Origin of the sequence: Bacillus sp. RHFS10, assembly GCF_016757475.1 — a bacterium.
Lineage (GTDB): Bacteria > Bacillota > Bacilli > Bacillales > Bacillaceae > Bacillus > Bacillus subtilis_G.
Genome location: NZ_JAESPO010000003.1, coordinates 1 through 19297 on the forward strand (window position 1 = coordinate 1; position 19297 = coordinate 19297).

Here is a 19297-nt window from a genome sequence, read left to right on the forward strand (position 1 = left end):
CGCCGCCAGCGTTCGTCCTGAGCCAGGATCAAACTCTCCATGAAGTAATGGAGCGCAGATTAAGTTCGTCACATCCTGTGACAACATCTGCATGACCTGCATCGTGCAGGCCCCTGACTACGCACATTGCTGTACGATTTATAAAAAATGAATTAACAGGTACGTTTTGTCTTGTTTAGTTTTCAAAGATCATTCTCACTTCTTGTTGAAGCGACTTTATTAATATAACATTTCGACTTTCTTTTGTCAAATGTTTTTTATTTTATTTCTCCGCCGCTGTGAGCTTGTTTTTTCAGAAGCGCATCAGCGACGTTTAATAATATACCATGGTCAAGAATCAGAGTCAACACCTTTTTTAAAAGAATATCCTCGGTGATAGACAGCCTGTCCTTTCGTTTCTATCTGGCAGACGTTAATAAGTCCCTTGTCAGTCAGGTAATCCAGTATAACGCCAAGGTCTTGGGTAAAGTGCTTTAAGTCAGGATGCTGAAGAAGCTCACCGAATTGCCAAATGTCTCTTTCTTTCATCACCTCGAAAAGATGTGCCGAACCGATTTCAGATTTAGAATGGATGAGGAAATCATTTGCTAAGAATAATAATTCGAGTCTTTTTTCCAAGCTCTCGTGACTTTCAATCAGCTCGGAATATAATTTGTATACTTGAGGCTCCATCTGGCGCACTTGGCTCCATACCGTGGTTTCCGGATGGAATCCTCTGTCGATTACTTCTATACGCGCTAAATGATGCAGCGCATGAACAACCGCGTTGTAGGCATCTAAAAATTGATTGGCTTCAAAAAAAGCTTTTCCTTCAACATATCTTCTGATTAATTTGCCGTATTCAAGTCCGATCTTCAGTTTGCGTTCGGCAAACGGAAATGTATTCAGCCTGTCAATCAGCTCGGCAATGTATTCATTGCGGTCAAACATGACTTTGCCATTTACAATCCAATCTATGATTCTTCTATTTGTCCCGAGCAAAATCCATTCTTGAATCTGAGAATCTGTTACCACATGCAAAGAAGCTGTTTTTTGATCAAATTCATAATGCTTTATAAAAACAGGCTCGTCAGCCTCCTTTACAATCACAAGCAAAGCGGCATCAAAGTTATCTGTTAAGGAAGATGTTTTGTTTCTTCTCTCGATCATAATGACAGCCAATGTGTTGGGATGACTTGCTCTTTCTTGGTAAATTGGACGGAGAAGATTATCCATCACTATTCCTCCAATACAAATGTTCAATTTTTTTATTTTCTATTTGATTCAATTCTATGGTTAAAACGAAATTCCTTTATTCTAAACACATTGAACTATTATAAACAATTTCACAGTAAGTCTCCATATGTAAATTCCAGTTCAACCGAAAACATGAAGAAAATCCCATTGGGTTTATGCTATAGTTAAAGTCAGAGGGGGATGGACATGGCGAAATACTCCAGCAAAATTAATAAAATCAGAACATTTGCGTTAAGTTTGGTTTTCGTTGGGTTTGTCATTATGTACATCGGGATCTTTTTCAAGGAGTCCGTTTTGCTTTCTAGTTTGTTTATGATACTAGGGCTTTTATCCATCGGGCTCAGCACGGTTGTTTACTTTTGGATCGGTATGCTTTCGACCAAAGCGGTCCGCGTCATATGTCCGGGCTGTGAAAAAGAGACAAAGGTTTTGGGAAGAGTAGATATGTGCATGCATTGCAGAGAGCCGCTGACTTTAGATAGGGGCTTAGAAGGAAAAGAATTTGATGAGGCTTATAATAAAAAGAAAATGTCCAAATAAAATAAGCTGACCGTACGAAACGGTCAGCTTATTTTTAATGGTTTTCTTTTTTTGAACACTCTTGGCAGACGCCGTAAATTTCTAAACGGTGGTGACTTACTTTAAAGCCCGTGACATGTGCAGCAAGCTGCTCCACTTCGTCAAGGCCCGGGTAGTGGAAGTCCACAATTTTGCCGCAGTTTTCACAGATCGCGTGATAGTGATCGGATGTGACAAAATCGAATCTGCTGGAAGCATCACCGTATGTGAGCTCTTTTACCAAACCGGATTCCCGGAACACACGCAAATTGTTATATACCGTCGCTACGCTCATGTTAGGAAACTTCCCTTCCAGAGCTTTATATATATCGTCCGCTGTTGGATGAGCCATAGAGTTAACGAGATATTCCAGAATCGCATGACGTTGAGGAGTAATGCGAACTCCGGTTTCCTTCAACGTTTCTAAGGCTTCTTTTAGTTCATGTGCAGCCATCCGTCATGCACCTCTCTTCTAAAAAAAATTCTTACATTGTAATGTTTATAATTAGTGTAACTCTTTTTACGATAATTTGTCAATTGATATCAGGGTGAAAGTAACCAAATCAGTTTACTTTTCCGACATATCCTTGAGTGTCTGAAGCGCTTCGGCTACATGGTCTTTTACTTTTACCTTTCTCCATTCTTTAACGAGCCGACCTTCCTTATCAATCAAAAAAGTAGAGCGCTCAATTCCCATATATTCTTTTCCAAAGTTTTTCTTCAGCTTCCAAACATCAAATGCTTCCGCCAGCTTATGTTCGTCATCAACAAGAAGCAGAAATGGAAGGTTATGCTTCTCTTTAAATTTTCCGTGTTTTTCCTGGCTGTCCGGGCTGACGCCGATAATAACAGCATCAAGTTCAGCGAAGCTTTCATGGCTGTCCCGAAAATCGCATGCTTCAGTTGTGCATCCCGGTGTCATGTCTTTTGGATAAAAGTAAAGCACGATATACTTCCCTTTATAATCCGATAATGTTACTGTTTCCCCATGATCGCCCTTTAACTCAAGATCAGGCGCTTTTTGTCCGATTTCTATAGTCATTGCTTTACCTCCGAATGTTTTTTATTAAGCGTATCCAATTCTTGTCCAGATTACAACCATCGTCCTCTCCATCTTAAGCCCGAATCCGTTGTTCTTATTGGGAAGCATGCTACAATAGAAAGGACGCATGGAGATATAGGAGGTTTTTATTTTTGCATACAAAATCAATTGAACTTCACAACGAGGCATTAACGCACATTGTCGGCGGAGTAAACAGCCCGTCTAGATCATATAAAGCGGTCGGCGGCGGTTCTCCCGTCGCAATGGAGAAAGCAAACGGCGCTTATTTTTGGGATGTTGACGGCAATAAGTACATCGATTATTTAGCGGCGTACGGTCCGATCATCACAGGGCATGCCCACCCGCATATTACAGAAGCGATTAAAAAAGCGGCAGAGAACGGTGTATTATATGGAACACCGACAAAACATGAGGTTACATTTGCAAAAATGCTCAAAGAAGCCATTCCCGCTATGGACAAAGTAAGATTTGTCAATTCAGGAACAGAGGCTGTGATGACAACCATCCGCGTGGCTCGCGCATATACAGGCCGGACAAAAATCATTAAATTTGCAGGCTGTTATCACGGGCATTCGGATCTTGTTCTTGTCGCAGCCGGCTCTGGCCCGTCTACTCTCGGCACGCCAGACTCAGCCGGCGTACCGAAAAGCATCGCAAACGAAGTAATCACAGTTCCATTTAATGATATCGCAAGCTATAAAGCAGCCCTTGATAAATGGGGCAGTGAAATCGCGGCGGTTCTCGTTGAGCCGATTGTCGGCAACTTTGGAATTGTTGAGCCGAAAGAGGGCTTCTTGGAAAAAGTAAATGAATTGACACACGATGCGGGCGCTCTCGTTATTTACGATGAAGTCATTACGGCTTTCCGCTTTATGTATGGCGGCGCGCAGGATCTCTTACAGGTGAAACCGGATTTAACCGCACTCGGAAAAATTATCGGCGGCGGACTTCCAATTGGCGCCTATGGGGGTAAAAAAGAAATTATGGAGCAGGTAGCTCCGCTCGGACCGGCTTATCAGGCTGGAACAATGGCCGGTAATCCCGCTTCCATCCTATCAGGCATCGCTTGTTTGGAAGTGCTCAAAGAGGAAGGCGTGTATGAAAAGCTTGATCATCTTGGCGGTATGCTGGAGGAAGGCATTTTACAGCACGCAGAAACACATGGCATCACGATTACTGTCAACCGGTTAAAGGGTGCACTCACGGTTTATTTCTCTGAGGAGAAAATCGAAAATTACGAGCAGGCTGAACGCAGTGACGGTGAAACATTCGCTACGTTTTTCAAGCTGATGCTGGAACGCGGAATTAATTTAGCACCATCTAAATATGAAGCCTGGTTTATTACAACAGCACACACAGAGCAGGATATTAAAGACACGCTTGCAGCTGTCGAGGATGCTTTTAAACATCTTAAAAACTAGGATCACACCCCTTGGACAGGAGCATAAAGCTCCTGTTTTTTCATTCATTCCCACAGCGTGTAAGATTTTGGTCTTTTTCTTGAAAAAATAGCTTGAATATTTGTATTGATCCCTGTATATTACTTAATTGTTTAGCAAATAAACTGACCGGGAATTTTAAGGATAGCCCATTTGCTTTGTCACATAATTTATTATAGAAAGGAATGCACGCACAAACCAATGAAACTTGGTGCCCGCATTTTCAAAACCGGGATTGCGATTACACTGGCTCTTTATTTGGCTTCGTGGATCGGGCTTCCCGCGCCGATTTTCGCTGGGATTGCAGCGATATTTGCGATTCAGCCGTCGATTTACCGCTCTTTTCTTATTATTATTGATCAGGTTCAGGCCAATATTATCGGAGCTGTTATCGCCACAGTGTTCGGCCTTATTTTTGGACCCAGCCCGATTATGATCGGGTTGACAGCAGTTATTGTCATTACAATTATGCTGAAGCTTAAAATTGAACATACCATTTCAATTGCACTTGTAACAGTTATCGCGATTTTAGAATCCGCCGGTGACGACTTTTTAATGTTCGCGCTGATCAGAACAAGCACAGTCATCTTGGGGGTGCTGTCTTCTTTTATCGTCAACCTTGTGTTTTTGCCTCCTAAGTACGAAACAAAGCTGATTCACAATACCGTTGAAAATACAGAAGAAATTATGAAATGGATCAGGCTGAGCATGCGGCAGTCAACAGAGCATTCGATTTTGAAAGAGGATATTGAAAAGCTGAAAGAAAAAATGATCAAGCTTGATCAGACTTATCTTCTATATAAAGAAGAAAGAAGTTACTTTAAGAAAACGACTTATGTGAAATCAAGAAAGCTTGTCCTGTTCAGACAGGCAATTATTACTGGAAACAGGGCGCTTGATACATTGAAGAAGCTGCATCGTCTTGAAAACGACATCTATCATATGCCGGAAGAGTTTCAAGAAACACTGACTGAAGAACTTGATTACCTGCTTTACTGGCATGAACGGATTTTGATGCGGTTTGTCGGAAAAATCAAGCCGCATGATGACGCAGATGAAGAAGGCATTCAATATAAACAGCTTTTAACAAAGTCATTTTTAAAAAATCAGCAGAACACAGATGATGAGCTAATCGATTACAATATGCTCAGTATTATGGCAAGCGCCGTAGAATATCGTGATCAGCTTGAACATTTAGAAACTCTGATTACAAGTTTTCAAACGTATCATCCGAAAGACTGCGAAATAGAGACAGAAGAGTAACCCGGTTGAACAGCCGGGTTTTTAATATACAAAAAAATCTTATATCCTTCGTTGAAAGGATATAAGATTGATGTTCAACTCAAATTTTGAATGGTAAATAAGTGCTTGTACTGACTGTCATAGTCCATGAGTTCATGATGGTTTCCTGTTTCGGTGATTGTGCCGTTTTCCATAACCACAATCTTATCCGCATGTGTGATGGTTGATAAGCGGTGGGCGACAACAAAGGTTGTTCTGTCCTTTGCCAGTTTATCCATCGCTTCTTGAATGTAATGCTCACTTTCCAGATCAAGAGCTGATGTCGCTTCATCTAAAATGAGGAGCGGCGGATTTTTCAGAAATACCCGCGCGATTGAGATCCGCTGCTTTTGTCCGCCTGACAGCTTCACGCCTCTTTCTCCCACCCGGGTCTCATACCCTTCTGGAAAACTCATAATAAATTCATGGGCATTGGCAGCTTTGGCGGCTTCGATAATCTCTTCCAGCGTGGCATCAGGTTGGCCGATTGCGATGTTTTCCCGAATCGTTTCGCTGAATAAAAAGGTATCCTGAAGCACCATACCAACCTGGTTGCGAAGGCTTCTCGCTTCATAATCGCGAATATCTGACCCGTCAATCAGCAGTCTGCCGCTTGTCACATCATAAAATCTCGGGATTAGGCTGACGAGTGTTGATTTACCTCCTCCGCTCATGCCGACAAGGGCTACGGTTTCTCCTCTATGTACTTTTAAAGAGACATCATGGAGAATGTTTTCTTTTTCCTTTTCATATTGAAAAGAAACGTTTTGAAATTCCACTTCTCCGCGAATCCGACCGGCCTTAATGGCATTTGGCTTGTCAGTGAGTTCATACGGCTCGTCAATAAATTCAAACACCCTGTCCATTGATGCGATTGACTGCGTTAATGTTGTAGAGGAATTAATCAGCCTTCTAACTGGGTTGTACATTCTGTCAATATATCCGACAAACGCGACCATTGTGCCGACTGTCAGCGGCCCATTAATGACAAAATAGCCGGCGCAAGCAATTACGATGAGCGGTGCCAAATCTGTAATGGTATTAACGACTGCAAAGGTTTTGGCATTCCAATTCGTGTGGCTGATGGCTTTATTTAAGAAATGGCTGTTTTTCTCATTAAAATTAGCTTGTTCATGATCTTCTATCGCAAAACTTCTGATGACCGGCATGCCTTGAATGCGCTCGTGCAAATGCCCCTGCACTTGAGCTAGCGCCTGCGAGCGCTCCCTTGTCAGCTTTCTTAAACGGCCGTAAAAATACTTCACTGATATGCCGTATAATGGGAATAATACGATAGAGATCAGCGTTAATTTAATGTCCAGTGTCAGCATGATAGAGATCACAATCAAAATCGTCAGCATATCAAGCCATATATTCATCAGACCTGTGATGACAAAATCCTTTGTTTGTTCCACATCATTGATCACCCGGGAAATGACTTCCCCTGTTCTTGTATTCGCATAAAAACGAAGGCTCAGTTTCTGTATATGGTCAAATAGCTTGGCTCTTATATCGTAGAGCACCTTGCTGGCTGTCCACTGGGCAAAATATTGCCTATAGTATTCAACAGGCGGGCGCAAAATTAAAAATAAGGCGAACATAATCGCCATAATGGTCAACAATGACGTTGTTTTGTCACTTGCTGTGCCGCCTCCTTGAATAATATCGTCAACTACGTACTTCAAAAGCAATGGGAGAGCAAGCGGAATGGAGAATTTTACGATTCCAATTAACACTGTAACGAAAATTTGCTTCTTATAAGGCTTGACGAACTGCATGTAGCGTTTCATAACCCCCACGTTGATTCCCCCTCTCTTTATCATGATGTGTGTGAGCCCATGTGAAAAACCTGTTGTACCCCCCAACAGGTTTTTACATAACCATTATTTTGTATAGCGCAAATACCGTTCATACCACATATCGACAAACTCGGGAGCAAACGGTCCCTGACGCTGGTGAATCCAATGGAGCAGCGTGTTTAGGTAGTCTCTTAAAATACTGTCGATTTCTTTTGGATAATTCATGGCTTTCCGATGATCATCATATTCGTCTTCATCGAGAATATTGTAGGTCATGTCAGGAAAAACCTTAACATCTAAGTCATAATCAATATATTTAATTGCTTCGCCATCGTAGGCAAATGGAGAACTGATATTACAATAGTAATGAACTCCGTCTTCCCTCAGCATCCCGATGACATTAAACCATTGTCTTGCGTGAAAATAACAGATTGCGGGCTCTCTGGTTATCCATGTCCGGCCGTCTGATTCGGTAACCATCGTCCGGTCATTGGCTCCAATGACACACATTTCTGTACTTTTTAAGATTGTCGTCTCATTCCAAATTCTATGAATCAGCCCGTTATGCTTATAGCTGTGAATTTGAATGGTTTCTCCTTCCTTGGGATAGCCCATATTTCTCCCCTACTTTCTATAAAGCCCTACAGTTAGTATGTCCAAATTTTGCTTACCGACAACGTCTTTTACCTATTATAACGTTACAAATTGAAAAATGAAAATAAAAGAGCCATTCCGGCCGGGGAATGGCACATTCCTGCTCTACACAAAGGAAGACGGCTTTTCTGAGCTGCGATATGAACGAATCACCTGCTCTGTCTGTTTTTGAAACATATCCTTTATATCGGCAAGAAGTTTCCGTTTTACCGCAATTTCATTCTGAATACCGCGCAGCCTTGCATCTCTTTCCAAATGCCGGAGTTCTGCTTCAATTTGTTTGCAGCGGTCGAGCTCTGATTGGAGCTCGAGAAGCTTGTCCATCGTTTTCATCTGTTCACTTACCAGCTTTTCAAATTCCGTCATCGGTTCCTCCTTCAGCCTGGTGAAAGTCTAAACGTTTCCTCCTTTCATTATTTCGATCTTATGAAAGCAAACCCTTTGACTCATTATGTAGACCTTGCACAAGTTTTGTCGTTTTACAAACAGAAAAAAGCACTTTCACCCGAAGATGAAGTGCTTTTTTCTGTTTCAGTGATTAGCTGTTTTGTTGTTTGTTTTGTTCAGCAGATTGGTTTTGTTGTCTTACCTGCTGTACGTTTGTTTCGCTAGCGAATTCAGTGCCGAATTGACCTTGTTGGCCAGCAGCTGATTGCTGGTTTTGTTTTCTAACTTGCTGAGCGTTTGTTTCGCTAGCAAATTCAGTGCCGAATTGGCCTTGACCAGCAGCTGATTGTTGGTTTTGTTTTTTGACTTGTTGTGCGTTTGTTTTGCTGAATTTTTGGTTTGCCATTGTTATCACCTCCACGGTCATTAGAATGTGCAGGTGACGGTATGGCTATTCCTCTTTTTTAAAATTTTTAAACGAGCAGCGAGCGTCCGCCATCGATGATAATGGTCTGTCCGCGAATCATGTCAGCCTTAGATGACACTAAAAATTCGACAGTATCAACCATGTCTTTAATCTCAACCATGCGTCCTGCCGGCGTGTTTTGACGCGCATCCTCGAGCAGGTCTTCTCTATTCGGGAAGTGTTTGAGCGCGTCTGTGTCAATCGCTCCGCCCGATACGGCATTGACGATAATTTGTTTTGGAGAAAGCTCAACCGCGAGATAACGGGTTAACGCTTCTAATGCCGCTTTAGATACCCCAACTGTCGTGTAGTTTTCCAGGTAGCGGATAGAACCTAGTGAACTGATGCTGACGATATGCCCGCCTCCGTTCTTTTCCATTAGCTTGGCCGCTTCCTGAGCGCAGAAAAGCAATGCCTTCGCATTAATGTTCATCGTCCAATCCCAGTGTGTTTCTTCTAATTCCATGACAGGTCTCAGGACGCCTGAAGCGGCATTATTAACAAAAACATCAAGTCTGCCGAACGTTTCTTCAATTTGCTGAAACATTTCTTTGATTTTTGCCTGCTGTCCTACGTTTGCTTTTACGACAAGCACTTTGACACCAAGCTTTTCGATTTCTTCCGCTGTTTCCAAAGCGGCTTTTTTGCTGCGTGCATAGTTAATGACGATGTTATAACCGTTCTCAGCGAGCCTGATCGCTACCGCTTTTCCGACACCTCGGCTGCTTCCTGTTACGAGTGCGCATTTATTTTGTTCCATTTTTTCCTCATCTCCTTGTAGCGTATAGTTTTTTTTTTTCCACAAACAATAATGGCAAGAACGTAAAGGGGGATCTTCTGTTATGTATGTCGGACGTGATATGAGCGAATTAAACATGGTTTCCAAAAAAGATTGGAAGAACAGTGAACTCGCCTATTTTCATCATGCCTTTCAGCAAATTATGCCTTATTTAAACGAAGAAGGCCAATCAAAATACCGGGAATTAGCGCAAGAAATTGAAGCGCGAGGCGGGATGAAACGAAATGAAGCGGACTACACCCACGGCACGCGCGTCACTTACGATTAAGAACGTTTACGGAGCAGCCTTGTATTCGGCTGCTTCCACTGCCATCTTCCAGATTTTTTGATGTGACACCGGGAACGCAAATTGTTCAAGCTCTTCTTTCGTTACTTTTTTCAGCTCTGCGGTATCCGACACTTGTTTTACTTTACCGAAAAACACAGAAATATTCCATACCAGGTGGGTGAAAACGTGCTCGACTACACCTTGCAGATCACTGATCTCAGCTTGTATCCCACATTCGTTTTCTAAAAATGCAGTGAGCTGTTCACGCTCGGTTTTGATTCCTTTCTGTGTTTCAAGATTAGGGAATTCCCACAGGTTGGCGAGCAAACCTTTTGACGGGCGTTTGTGTATATACACTTGTCCGTCTTCATCAGTCAGAACGATCGCGGCCATTGATTTGACCCCTGGCTTTTTCTTTTTGCTTTTTACGGGAAGCTCCCGTTCAGTGCCTTCTTCAAATGCTGAGCAATGCTGCTGAACCGGGCATAGCAGGCATGAAGGTGATTTCGGCGTACAGATCAAGGCTCCCAGCTCCATCAGCCCTTGATTAAAATCAGATGGTTTTTCTTTTGAAATAAATGCACGAACTGCATCTTCAAAGATCGTCCTTGTTTTTGGTTTGGCTATGTCATCCCAAATGGAAAGAATTCTGGACATGACACGCATCACATTTCCGTCAACCGCAGGGACGGGTTTATTGTAGGCGATGCTGAGCACAGCTCCCTTTGTATAAGGGCCGACGCCTTTTAAGCCGCCAAAATCTTTCTCGTCTGGAGGAACAATGCCCCCGTATTCCTGTTTCACTTCTTTTACCGCGCTTTGCAGATTTCGGACTCGCGAATAATAGCCGAGCCCCTCCCATGCTTTCAGCACTTTTTCTTCATCAGCATCAGCGAGCGCTTCCACTGTCGGGAATTGTTCCACAAACCGCAGAAAATAAGGAATCACTGTATCTACTCTTGTTTGCTGCAGCATCACTTCAGATACCCACACTTTATATGGATCTTGATCCTCTCTCCACGGCAGAATGCGCTGCTCTCGTTCGAACCATGAGATTAAATCATCGCGAAATTGCTGTATGTCTTTTTGTTTTAATTTGTCTTCAAGTACGTTCATATGTGTTTCTCCCCAGTCTTTCGCGCCCCGCTTTTCTTTAGACTGTTTTTTGTTGTACACTAAGGGCACAGTACGATAATATGTTACATTAAATAGAAGTAAAGAAAAAGCGGAAACATATGAGAACGATTAAATCGGTTGAAAAATTGGGTATATGAAAATGGGGAATATCTTATAAAGTCAATGTGCAGGACAATCCTGCAAGGAGGTCACCTATGGATACGGGCACACATGTCGTCATGGGCATCGCACTTGGCGGTATTGCGACGCTTGACCCTGTTGTCGGATCAGATCCGGCAATGGCTCACGCTGTTATGATCGCAACGCTTGCGGGCTCTCAGGCTCCGGATATTGATACTGTGTTAAAGCTTAAAAATAATGCTGTTTATATAAGAAATCACAGAGGATTTACCCATTCAATTCCCGCTGTTTTGTTTTGGTCTGTGATCATCCCGGTCATTCTGTATTTATTTTATCCGCAGGGCGATTTTCTGCATCTGTGGCTGTGGACGCTGCTGGCAGTCGTTCTGCATGTTTTTGTTGATATTTTTAACGCATACGGAACACAAGCCATACGTCCGTTTTCGAAAAAGTGGGTTGCACTCGGGCTGATTAATACGTTTGATCCTTTTATTTTTATCAGCCATCTGGCGGCTATTGCGATATGGTACGCGGGCGGCAGTCCCGGCATCACGTTTCTCAGCTTATATATCATATTGGCAGGTTATTATATGGTGCGCCTGATCATGCAGCTGAGAATTAAACGGAAGCTTCATGAGATGATTCATGATGAAATCGAAAGCATCATTATTTCTCCGACGATGAAATTCAGGCAATGGCGGATCGCAGTTACGACAGCCCATGCTTTCTATGTGGGAAGAAGCATGGAAGGGCATGTCGTAATTCTGGATACGTTTAATCGGGTGCCTGTTCCTGAAACCGAAGTGATGCATGCCGCAAAGCAGGATGATAACATTGCGGCGTTTCTGTCATTTTCTCCTGTTTACCGATGGGAAGTGGATACGTTTAAAGATCATTATGAGGTGAGATTTATTGACCTGCGTTACCGAAGCAAAGGCCATTATCCGTTTGTGGCCATCGTTCATATCGGCCATGATCTCAAGATTCGCTCATCCTATACGGGATGGATATTCAGCGAAGAAAAGCTCCAGAAAAAATTAAAGCTCGGCTCTATTTAGAGCCGGGCTTTTTTCGTCTTATATATAAAACAGCAAGCAGCAGACTGACGAGAGATATGAGCGCCGATCGTTTAAAGTATGGCGGATAGTAGGCAAGCTCAATGTGATTGTCTCCCTTTTGCGCCTTAAAGCCTATGAAAGCATAGTCCGCTTTTTCGATCGTCTGTGGTTTCCCGTTAATTTTCAGCTCCCAGCCTTTTTCATAAGGGATGGGAAGCATGATGTACTTGTCTTTTGACAGATGATAGGCAAACTTCAGTTTGTTTTTATCCCATTTCAGATTGTCTGCTTCTTCTGTTTTATTTTTCCGCACAGCGCTTTTCAGTATTTGATAATTTTCTTCATATAGCGCTATGTTTCTCAGTTCATATGATCCTTTCGGAAGCTTGATCGAGATATGGCCTGATTTAGGCACTCTGACCGTGATCTCATTTACTCCGGTTTTATAAATCGATTGGTTCGATTTCCTTGTTGTGGCATAATCATTGACTCTTAACGTAAATCCTTTGTCTTTTGCTTTGCTTTTTAAATAAAAGCTGACATAGTAGTCTCCCGGAGAGGATGGCGCCTCTTGCGGGGTTATGATCAGTTCTCCTCCGTTTTCTCCAGACACAGTGAGCAGTCCGTTTTGATACTGGGCATGCTTTGCGGTGATGTCCGACTTGTGAATTAGATTGGCCAGTTTTGGTGCCTGCTCCGTTTTCTCCGCTGGATCTGCTACTACAATTCCTTGCAGCATCGCCTGTTCTTTCGCAAGAGCGGGCAATTTGTCCAGCTCGGTTTCGCTGTATATGGCATCGGCTGTTTTGACAAAAGGAAGCATGTATTGATTTTCATAAACCGCATAATGCTCTGATTCCAAGTGCTTTTTGAAGCCGTACGGGACATTGGCTTCGTTTGTTTTTTCCGTCATGTAATATTTTCCGTAAAGCAGGCTGTATAAATTCGCCCTGTCTCCCAATGACGCATAACGGCTGACGCTTTCCCTCCCCATATCGATGCTCAAATCATTCCAATAAAAGGTCAGCAGATCTTTGTTTAAAATGCTGGAATAGGCGCTGAAGCCATTAAACCCGTAAATGATTGGCGTGTTATTACGGACCCCGTTCATCCAGTCGATTCTCATGAGCGGATCATCGTCTTCCTTCTGTAAACGCTTGATGAGCTCAGAAGATTCTTCCCCTCTGTACTCCTCACCCGTGAGATATGCTCTTGTCACTCTGTCCAGACCGCCGCCTTCTGAGAGTGCGTATTTTTGATAGGTGTTGGCGACGAGCAGCGAGGAAAGAATGACCACACCGTACACAGCTACCGTTGCCTGTTTTTTCGCAATGGCTGAAGTAAACAAGGCAGCGATTGTCAGGAATAATAGTAATAGAATCCATTCATTCGCAGGCTTCCATATATCAATCTTATCCCTTTGGATATGATATAAGTACAAAAGCAGGACAACGGACGCAGCCGGGAGCAGTTCTTTCCATTTCAGTTCCGACAGCTGTGTCAGGCCCGCCGCAGCGGCTCCCGCGATGGTAAAGGCCAGAACATATTCAAACCGGTTTTGCGGGGCGGAAAAGCCGTTAAATGCGCTTGCCGCATACGGGCTGAAATGAAACAGAATAAACAGCAGGCTCAATCCGGCAAAGAGACGAAACACGCGGTTTTTGTAAAAAGAAACAATAAATAAAAACAGCAGAAAGGCAGCCGGCAAAATGATGATCCGGCTTGTAAATAAGATATTATCATCGAAATTAAGCCACTCTATGTTCTGGCTGTACGGAGGGCGCAGGTTGTTTAAATACCCGTATACCACCGGCATAAACGCCGCCGCACTAATACCAAAAGAAATCAGGCCTGAAACGACAAACATTCTGCATTGAATCCATCTTTTCTCTTCATGCTTTTCCAGCCGGATGAGCCATCTGAACAGCACGTAAATTCCGATGAATATCAAGTTTATGTATGCAAAGTAAAAATTGTTGATTAACGTCAGCGAAGACGCAATGATAAACCATGCCGGACGCCGTTCCCTAATGACTTTTTCCGCTCCGAGCACTAACAGCGGAAGCCAGATCATTGTATCGGTAAAAAATTCCCAATACGCTTCGTGTCGGAAATAAATGATTGAGGTACCATATAATACGGCCCCCGTAAACGACGCCGCTCTGTGTATGAGAAGATAGTGAAAAACAGAAGCGGCCGTAAAGATGATCAGGCTCAGTTTAAAAATACTGATAAAAACAGCTGATTCCGCCCAAAAAAGCGTATCCGCTTCTCCGATCAGCTGGACGGCTTGAAGCAGCCAAACGACGGCGGACGCCGCAAGAAAAAGAAAGGAAGCAGAAAAATAATAGCCAAGCTGACTGAACGTACCGCCGCCGAGTCCGAATGAATAATTGTAGAAAAAATTCCCATGTGTATATTGTTCAAATAATATTTTTTTAAATACGATCATTTGCGCAAGCCCGTCACCAGGACCCGTCATATATCTGCCGTCCGTCCATTCTTTCACAAAAAAAGCGTGTGCCAGAACGGAAACCAGCAGACTGGCCGCATAGATCATGACATATTTTCTTTTCATATGAATTCTCCAGTCTTGCTTTTGAGATGGTAAACAGGCAAAAAAAAGCACTGCTCGGTGATTTCAGTGCATTTTTGTCAGGCGCCGCATGCTTTTCAGTTCGTTCGTTTCAGGCATGTCTTTGTTCGGGATATTCGCTTCTTTAATCAAATAATGCGGGCGTTTTTTTGTTTCATAATAGATTCGCCCGATATATTCGCCTATGATTCCGAGGCTTAACAGCTGTACTCCGCCGAGAAATAACACTGCTGAGATAATCGTGAAATATCCGGGCACAGAAATGCCGTTCGTCAAAATTTTAAAAAATGTGGCAATGATATAAATGATGGAAAGCAGTAAGATGAAAATGCCGGTATAAAAGCATATTCTCAACGGCTTATGATTAAATGAAACGATGCCGTCCATTCCGTAGTTAAACAGACTGCTGAACGACCATTTTGATGTGCCGTTTTTTCTTTCAACATTTTCATAAAACACGATTTTCTGATCGAAGCCGATCCAGCAAAACAGACCTTTTGAAAAGCGGTTGCCCTCGCTCAGCTTCAAAAGAGCGTCCACAGCTTGGCGGCTTAACAGCCGAAAGTCTCCGACACCGTCACGCAAATCAACCTCCACCGCTTTATTGATGAACTTGTAATACAGAGATGACAGGAATGAGCGGACAGGGCTGTCGCCTTTTCTGTTCCTTTGGGCAATGACTTGATCATAGCCTTCTTCGTAGCCTTTGATAAACTCCTTCAACAAATAGGTCGGATGTTGCAGGTCTGCGTCCATGACAATTACCGCTTCGCCTTGAACATGCTCAAAGCCCGCCAGAATCGCAGCTTCTTTTCCAAAGTTCCGTGAAAAAGATATGTATTTAACACGGCTGGATACGGCTGTTAAATCTTTGATCTGCTGAAGCGTGTCATCGACACTTCCGTCGTTTATGAAGAAAATTTCGTAGTCATAATGAACGCTCTTGAATTCCTTTTTCAAGGATTCATGAATGAGTTTGACATTATACCCTTCATTGTAAGACGGGATAATAATCGAGATTAAACCTTGTTTCATTAAGGCACCTTCTTTTTATATTCTTTTTAAGCACTGCCTTAGGGGAGTTTTACACAAATCTTCAGTAAGGCTATTCCTTTTTTAAAAGTCGTTTAAACCTGTTTTTTGTTACATTTTATGGTGACATTCATGATTTTTAATGTTATTTTGTCATGTTTAAAACAGACTATGAAAAAAACGCACAGAAAAAGTCTGCCATTACGACAGACAATTGGGAGGCATTCTGACTTATGTTTTTTTAAGATATTCGAGAATAAGCTGATTGACGATGGCTGGTTTTTCGTGGTTAATCCAATGGGAAGCTTCATCAACAAATATGAGATGCCCATTCTGGCAATGCCTTGCCGTTTCTTTCGCAAGCTTTCTGCTTAAAAAGCGGTCTTCCATTCCCCAGATCATCCGGTAAGGTGCTGTTTCGCAAGTTGCTTTCTCTGATAGGCTTCCTTTTCTGAGGGCTCTGTACCAGTTCAGCATAGCCGTCAGCGCGCCAGGCTGTTTCCACGCTTCTTTGTACCTGCTGACATCCTCGGACGAAAAAAGCTCAGGACGTGTCGATAATCCAATCGCTTGATCTAATGTTTTATAATCATTTTCCTTTAGTGATGCCTCAGGTATGTCAGGCAGCTGGAAGAAGGCGATGTATGAGCTTTTCAGCCACTGTGGAGGATAAACCGGCGTTATACTTTTCATGATATGTGGGTGCGGGATGTTAATGGCGATCAGCTTTTCAAGATATTCGGCGCGTGTTGAAGCCAGATGCCATGCGACAGCACCTCCCCAGTCATGCCCGATAACAATTGCTTTTTCATCTGTGAATTGGGTGATAAGCCCGATGATATCATCTCTTAATGTATCAATCCGATATGATTCAATTCCCCCCGGTTTATCACTAAGATTGTAGCCTCGCTGATCAGGAGCAATGACTCGGTAACCCGCATCGGCGAGCGGTTTGATTTGGTTTTTCCAGCCGTACCAAAACTCAGGAAATCCATGGAGCAGGACAATTAACGGGCCGTCCTCCGGCCCTGCGGCTGCAACGTGGAGCGTGATTCCATTTGTTTTGACAAACTGGCATTTAACTCCGTCCACTTCTATCTCCTCCTTGACTGTGCGTCATGTTTTTCAGCCTTTTCTCCGTTAGCATCATTGTGATGACACAGGCCGTTACCAGAAGGCTAAGCTGAAGAATGATCAAGTTCGACTTCAGCAGCACACCCATTCCCGCAATCAACAAGCCTGACAGGATCATCAATGATGCACTGTAACGGTTCGCTTCATTCCATAATTTTTCATCTGACATTGAGCGTCTCGTTCTATATCCGTACACACTGTTGATGGATTTGGGAGGAAACAGCTTGGTCAGAATACCTGCTATGACCATAAGGCCTCCGCCTACTAAACCAACCATATCATCATCTCCTTTCTCATTGTTACGTACAGAAAGAAGAAATGTTTCATACTCAGCAAAAAGACAAGCCTCGGCCTGCCTTTTTTATCGTAGGTGTAAGTCCTTTGTCTGAACATAGCCCATGACTCCGCCGTAATCAACAAATGCCCAGGTGAAGTCAAATCCGCCGTTTTCACTGAATCCCCATCCGAGTAATGTTACCTCTGTTCCAGATGAGAGCTGTTTGGCTTTTCCGTTTTCGGGTGTCGGTGCATAAAAGGCTGTCTGTTTTGCCGTTTTCGCTTGGCTTGCGGTTTTCATTAAGAAGTGTGTTGAAATATATGCTTTTTTTCCTTTGAAGTGAATTTGAGCCCAATCGGCATTTGCGAAACCATTGACTGTAACTTTTTGTTCTGATGATAAAGTGCCAAGAATTTTGCCTTTATGATTTGGCTCAGTCCGGACATTCAGCTTTCCTGCTTTTATGATGTAAGAATCGGATGATGGCATGCTGACAGATATGTTGTGAAGGGGCACAGCTTTTGCTGCGGGCACGGAGTGAAGTGCTGTAAAACCCAGTCCTGCTGCAGCTGTTAAAGCGAGCATTACTTGTTTCTTTTTCATACAAAGCTCCTCCTCGCAATTTGACCAAGATATAGGTGGTATTCCCTGATTGACAGGCGGGTGAAACACATATTGTTTATTTTTTTATCCTGTTAAGGTAATTTTAAGGAATGTAAGGTGTACATTACGTAATAATTCCTGTATCGTTATTTTTGTAAAGTAGACGTTACATATGGAGAGGACCTATCAAGATGAAGCATGGGGTGCGCAATTGCGTAAAAGAATACAGAAAAGACAAAGGGTGGACACAGGACCAGCTTGCAGAACAAATCCAAGTCACAAGACAGACAATTATCGCGATTGAAAAACAAAGATATGAACCTTCAATTGGTACTGCAATTAAATTATCTACCGTGCTGAACTGCTCATTAGATCAATTATTCTGGATAGAAGGAGAAAGGTAATATGAACATGACGTATCGTACCGGATTATTTTTTCAAGCACTGCTTCCTATTTTATTATATGTCCTTTATTGGCATTCACCATCAAGGTTGACACTCTTATTAGCATTTATTGGAACTTCAAGAGTTCTCTATTCTGCCCTGCGTATCCATAAAAATAAACTATGGAGAAAAGTACATTTGCAAAATGACCAGCGAACTCGATCAAATTCTCATTTTGCCGGTTACATATCTCATTGGGTAATGATTGTTGTTTTACTTCTAGGGGTTATATTGATTCATCAGTCTATGCTTCCTCTATCATATCTGCAGCTGATTACTTATACTGCTCTTCTTGGTTTTTTAATTAGAATGGTGGTCAAAGATGTACTGAATACAAATGTATAAAAAAACCTGCCGGATGATAACGGCAGGTTTTTTAATGCAAAAGGCCTCTGCTTTGGTTTAAGTAATCATTCACGTTGTCACGGGAGCTTTGGAAGAGGTGGAGCTGGCCGCCATAGTTTTCGATCCATTGTGTAACGATTTTTTCGGTCATTTTTTCACCCTGATAGGCGTGTCCGGCTTTTGCATAGGTTGCTTCGAAGTCGCTCCATAACAACTCCACCCATGTTTTTGCCTGTATATAGCTGATCATCTCGTTCTTTTCCAGAAGCAGATTTGTCAGTTTCTCAATGTACGTATTCATGTGTGCAGTCTCCTTTCTTCAGGAAAAAAATGACGCTTTAAAACGTGCTGTTCTCCATATACTAACCTTACGTCTTCATCTGGAAAGACGCAACTTTTTGATCTCGAACCTAGGGGGAAATGACATGGTCCGGAATAAAGAAAAAGGATTTCCTTACGAAAACGAAAACAAATTTCAGGGTGAACCGAGAGCAAAGGACGACTATGCTTCAAAGCGTGCTGACGGTTCAATCAATCAGCATCCTCAAGAAAAAATGAGAGCCTCCGGCAAACGGTAAAGAAGAACAGCTGCATGCGCTGC

Annotated in this window: 23 protein-coding genes; 8 read left to right on the forward strand and 15 right to left on the reverse strand. The window is 42.8% G+C overall.

Annotated elements, in window-relative coordinates; all coding sequences use genetic code 11:
• Positions 1–330: 330 nt before the first annotated feature.
• Positions 331–1215 carry a nucleotidyltransferase-like protein gene (locus tag JMN17_RS12570; protein WP_087992632.1) on the reverse strand — a complete coding sequence of 295 codons (885 nt, stop codon included), beginning with the start codon at positions 1213–1215 and terminating at the stop codon, positions 331–333.
• Positions 1216–1422: 207 nt separating this feature from the next.
• On the opposite strand from JMN17_RS12570, the gene JMN17_RS12575 reads away from it, so the two are divergent.
• Complete coding sequence (locus JMN17_RS12575; RefSeq protein WP_087992631.1) at positions 1423–1776, forward strand: YgzB family protein; 354 nt, start codon at positions 1423–1425, stop codon at positions 1774–1776.
• A gap of 34 nt (positions 1777–1810) precedes the next feature.
• On the opposite strand, the gene perR is transcribed toward JMN17_RS12575, so the two are convergent.
• Together perR and bcp are read right to left on the reverse strand one after the other, a co-directional pair.
• Entirely contained in the window at positions 1811–2248 is a 438-nt protein-coding gene (gene perR / locus JMN17_RS12580; RefSeq protein WP_003223285.1) for a peroxide-responsive transcriptional repressor PerR, read from the reverse strand.
• A gap of 114 nt (positions 2249–2362) precedes the next feature.
• The gene (gene bcp / locus JMN17_RS12585; RefSeq protein ID WP_003223280.1) at positions 2363–2836 is read right to left on the reverse strand and encodes a thioredoxin-dependent thiol peroxidase; all 474 of its coding nucleotides are present in this window, start codon (positions 2834–2836) and stop codon (positions 2363–2365) included.
• 152 nt (positions 2837–2988) lie between these two features.
• Between bcp and JMN17_RS12590 the strand changes: the two genes are divergently transcribed.
• Together JMN17_RS12590 and JMN17_RS12595 are read left to right on the forward strand one after the other, a co-directional pair.
• Positions 2989–4278 carry a glutamate-1-semialdehyde 2,1-aminomutase gene (locus JMN17_RS12590; protein WP_087992630.1) on the forward strand — a complete coding sequence of 430 codons (1290 nt, stop codon included), beginning with the start codon at positions 2989–2991 and terminating at the stop codon, positions 4276–4278.
• A 219-nt stretch (positions 4279–4497) separates the two neighbouring features.
• Entirely contained in the window at positions 4498–5559 is a 1062-nt protein-coding gene (locus JMN17_RS12595; RefSeq protein ID WP_087992629.1) for an aromatic acid exporter family protein, read from the forward strand.
• Positions 5560–5633: 74 nt separating this feature from the next.
• On the opposite strand, the gene JMN17_RS12600 is transcribed toward JMN17_RS12595, so the two are convergent.
• The 5 genes from JMN17_RS12600 to fabL all read right to left on the reverse strand — a co-directional run bounded on the left by JMN17_RS12600 (position 5634) and on the right by fabL (position 9643).
• Entirely contained in the window at positions 5634–7376 is a 1743-nt protein-coding gene (locus JMN17_RS12600) for an ABC transporter ATP-binding protein (protein WP_202328247.1), read from the reverse strand.
• Between the two features lie 84 nt (positions 7377–7460).
• Positions 7461–7991, reverse strand: a complete 531-nt coding sequence (ntdP, locus tag JMN17_RS12605; protein WP_003223272.1) for a nucleoside tri-diphosphate phosphatase — start codon at positions 7989–7991, stop codon at positions 7461–7463.
• A gap of 144 nt (positions 7992–8135) precedes the next feature.
• Positions 8136–8396, reverse strand: coding sequence for a YgaB family protein (locus JMN17_RS12610; protein ID WP_202328248.1), 261 nt, complete (start codon positions 8394–8396; stop codon positions 8136–8138).
• A 172-nt stretch (positions 8397–8568) separates the two neighbouring features.
• Positions 8569–8823, reverse strand: coding sequence for a gamma-type small acid-soluble spore protein (locus tag JMN17_RS12615; RefSeq protein WP_202328249.1), 255 nt, complete (start codon positions 8821–8823; stop codon positions 8569–8571).
• 67 nt (positions 8824–8890) lie between these two features.
• Complete coding sequence (gene fabL / locus JMN17_RS12620; RefSeq protein WP_202328250.1) at positions 8891–9643, reverse strand: enoyl-[acyl-carrier-protein] reductase FabL; 753 nt, start codon at positions 9641–9643, stop codon at positions 8891–8893.
• Positions 9644–9725: 82 nt separating this feature from the next.
• Between fabL and JMN17_RS12625 the strand changes: the two genes are divergently transcribed.
• Entirely contained in the window at positions 9726–9950 is a 225-nt protein-coding gene (locus JMN17_RS12625; protein WP_148963672.1) for a hypothetical protein, read from the forward strand.
• A 6-nt stretch (positions 9951–9956) separates the two neighbouring features.
• On the opposite strand, the gene mutY is transcribed toward JMN17_RS12625, so the two are convergent.
• Positions 9957–11066 carry an A/G-specific adenine glycosylase gene (mutY, locus tag JMN17_RS12630; RefSeq protein WP_202328251.1) on the reverse strand — a complete coding sequence of 370 codons (1110 nt, stop codon included), beginning with the start codon at positions 11064–11066 and terminating at the stop codon, positions 9957–9959.
• Between the two features lie 215 nt (positions 11067–11281).
• Here mutY and JMN17_RS12635 point away from each other — a divergent pair, with 215 nt between their 5' ends.
• On the forward strand, positions 11282–12265 hold the full coding sequence (locus tag JMN17_RS12635) for a metal-dependent hydrolase (RefSeq protein WP_087992622.1): 984 nt from the start codon (positions 11282–11284) through the stop codon (positions 12263–12265).
• Here JMN17_RS12635 and JMN17_RS12640 read toward each other — a convergent pair.
• The 5 genes from JMN17_RS12640 to JMN17_RS12660 form a co-directional block, all read right to left on the reverse strand.
• A complete protein-coding gene (locus JMN17_RS12640; RefSeq protein ID WP_202328252.1) occupies positions 12258–14843 on the reverse strand; it encodes a YfhO family protein in 2586 nt (861 codons plus the stop codon). The two genes, JMN17_RS12635 and JMN17_RS12640, sit on opposite strands and share 8 nt — an antisense overlap.
• A 63-nt stretch (positions 14844–14906) precedes the next feature.
• Positions 14907–15896 carry a glycosyltransferase family 2 protein gene (locus tag JMN17_RS12645; protein WP_202328253.1) on the reverse strand — a complete coding sequence of 330 codons (990 nt, stop codon included), beginning with the start codon at positions 15894–15896 and terminating at the stop codon, positions 14907–14909.
• 228 nt (positions 15897–16124) lie between these two features.
• On the reverse strand, positions 16125–16985 hold the full coding sequence (locus JMN17_RS12650; RefSeq protein ID WP_202328254.1) for an alpha/beta fold hydrolase: 861 nt from the start codon (positions 16983–16985) through the stop codon (positions 16125–16127).
• Positions 16972–17304: an SdpI family protein gene (locus tag JMN17_RS12655; RefSeq protein WP_202328255.1), complete on the reverse strand. Its 333-nt coding sequence runs from the start codon at positions 17302–17304 to the stop codon at positions 16972–16974. The genes JMN17_RS12650 and JMN17_RS12655 overlap by 14 nt, the downstream gene beginning before the upstream one ends.
• 84 nt (positions 17305–17388) lie before the next feature.
• Positions 17389–17907: an SH3 domain-containing protein gene (locus tag JMN17_RS12660; protein ID WP_202328256.1), complete on the reverse strand. Its 519-nt coding sequence runs from the start codon at positions 17905–17907 to the stop codon at positions 17389–17391.
• A gap of 191 nt (positions 17908–18098) precedes the next feature.
• Between JMN17_RS12660 and JMN17_RS12665 the strand changes: the two genes are divergently transcribed.
• Both JMN17_RS12665 and JMN17_RS12670 read left to right on the forward strand, forming a co-directional pair.
• Positions 18099–18311 (forward strand): helix-turn-helix transcriptional regulator, encoded by a 213-nt coding sequence (locus tag JMN17_RS12665; RefSeq protein WP_087992617.1) that lies wholly within the window; start codon positions 18099–18101, stop codon positions 18309–18311.
• A 1-nt stretch (position 18312) separates the two neighbouring features.
• Positions 18313–18696: a hypothetical protein gene (locus JMN17_RS12670; protein ID WP_087992616.1), complete on the forward strand. Its 384-nt coding sequence runs from the start codon at positions 18313–18315 to the stop codon at positions 18694–18696.
• Positions 18697–18727: 31 nt separating this feature from the next.
• Here the strand turns inward: JMN17_RS12670 and JMN17_RS12675 are convergent, their stop codons facing one another.
• Entirely contained in the window at positions 18728–18997 is a 270-nt protein-coding gene (locus JMN17_RS12675) for a YfhJ family protein (protein WP_010330866.1), read from the reverse strand.
• Between the two features lie 124 nt (positions 18998–19121).
• On the opposite strand from JMN17_RS12675, the gene JMN17_RS12680 reads away from it, so the two are divergent.
• Positions 19122–19274, forward strand: a complete 153-nt coding sequence (locus JMN17_RS12680) for a small, acid-soluble spore protein K (RefSeq protein WP_010330867.1) — start codon at positions 19122–19124, stop codon at positions 19272–19274.
• Positions 19275–19297 lie beyond the last annotated feature (23 nt).

What these genes read in the sequence shown, in the direction of transcription:
- JMN17_RS12570 (WP_087992632.1), bottom strand. Translation starts at nt 1,215, where the DNA reads ATGGATAATCTTCTCCGTCCAATTTACCAAGAAAGAGCAAGTCATCCC.
- JMN17_RS12575 (WP_087992631.1), top strand. Translation starts at nt 1,423, where the DNA reads ATGGCGAAATACTCCAGCAAAATTAATAAAATCAGAACATTTGCGTTA.
- perR (WP_003223285.1), bottom strand. Translation starts at nt 2,248, where the DNA reads ATGGCTGCACATGAACTAAAAGAAGCCTTAGAAACGTTGAAGGAAACC.
- bcp (WP_003223280.1), bottom strand. Translation starts at nt 2,836, where the DNA reads ATGACTATAGAAATCGGACAAAAAGCGCCTGATCTTGAGTTAAAGGGC.
- JMN17_RS12595 (WP_087992629.1), top strand. Translation starts at nt 4,498, where the DNA reads ATGAAACTTGGTGCCCGCATTTTCAAAACCGGGATTGCGATTACACTG.
- ntdP (WP_003223272.1), bottom strand. Translation starts at nt 7,991, where the DNA reads ATGGGCTATCCCAAGGAAGGAGAAACCATTCAAATTCACAGCTATAAG.
- JMN17_RS12610 (WP_202328248.1), bottom strand. Translation starts at nt 8,396, where the DNA reads ATGACGGAATTTGAAAAGCTGGTAAGTGAACAGATGAAAACGATGGAC.
- JMN17_RS12615 (WP_202328249.1), bottom strand. Translation starts at nt 8,823, where the DNA reads ATGGCAAACCAAAAATTCAGCAAAACAAACGCACAACAAGTCAAAAAA.
- fabL (WP_202328250.1), bottom strand. Translation starts at nt 9,643, where the DNA reads ATGGAACAAAATAAATGCGCACTCGTAACAGGAAGCAGCCGAGGTGTC.
- JMN17_RS12625 (WP_148963672.1), top strand. Translation starts at nt 9,726, where the DNA reads ATGTATGTCGGACGTGATATGAGCGAATTAAACATGGTTTCCAAAAAA.
- mutY (WP_202328251.1), bottom strand. Translation starts at nt 11,066, where the DNA reads ATGAACGTACTTGAAGACAAATTAAAACAAAAAGACATACAGCAATTT.
- JMN17_RS12635 (WP_087992622.1), top strand. Translation starts at nt 11,282, where the DNA reads ATGGATACGGGCACACATGTCGTCATGGGCATCGCACTTGGCGGTATT.
- JMN17_RS12640 (WP_202328252.1), bottom strand. Translation starts at nt 14,843, where the DNA reads ATGAAAAGAAAATATGTCATGATCTATGCGGCCAGTCTGCTGGTTTCC.
- JMN17_RS12645 (WP_202328253.1), bottom strand. Translation starts at nt 15,896, where the DNA reads ATGAAACAAGGTTTAATCTCGATTATTATCCCGTCTTACAATGAAGGG.
- JMN17_RS12655 (WP_202328255.1), bottom strand. Translation starts at nt 17,304, where the DNA reads ATGGTTGGTTTAGTAGGCGGAGGCCTTATGGTCATAGCAGGTATTCTG.
- JMN17_RS12660 (WP_202328256.1), bottom strand. Translation starts at nt 17,907, where the DNA reads ATGAAAAAGAAACAAGTAATGCTCGCTTTAACAGCTGCAGCAGGACTG.
- JMN17_RS12665 (WP_087992617.1), top strand. Translation starts at nt 18,099, where the DNA reads ATGAAGCATGGGGTGCGCAATTGCGTAAAAGAATACAGAAAAGACAAA.
- JMN17_RS12670 (WP_087992616.1), top strand. Translation starts at nt 18,313, where the DNA reads ATGAACATGACGTATCGTACCGGATTATTTTTTCAAGCACTGCTTCCT.
- JMN17_RS12675 (WP_010330866.1), bottom strand. Translation starts at nt 18,997, where the DNA reads ATGAATACGTACATTGAGAAACTGACAAATCTGCTTCTGGAAAAGAAC.
- JMN17_RS12680 (WP_010330867.1), top strand. Translation starts at nt 19,122, where the DNA reads ATGGTCCGGAATAAAGAAAAAGGATTTCCTTACGAAAACGAAAACAAA.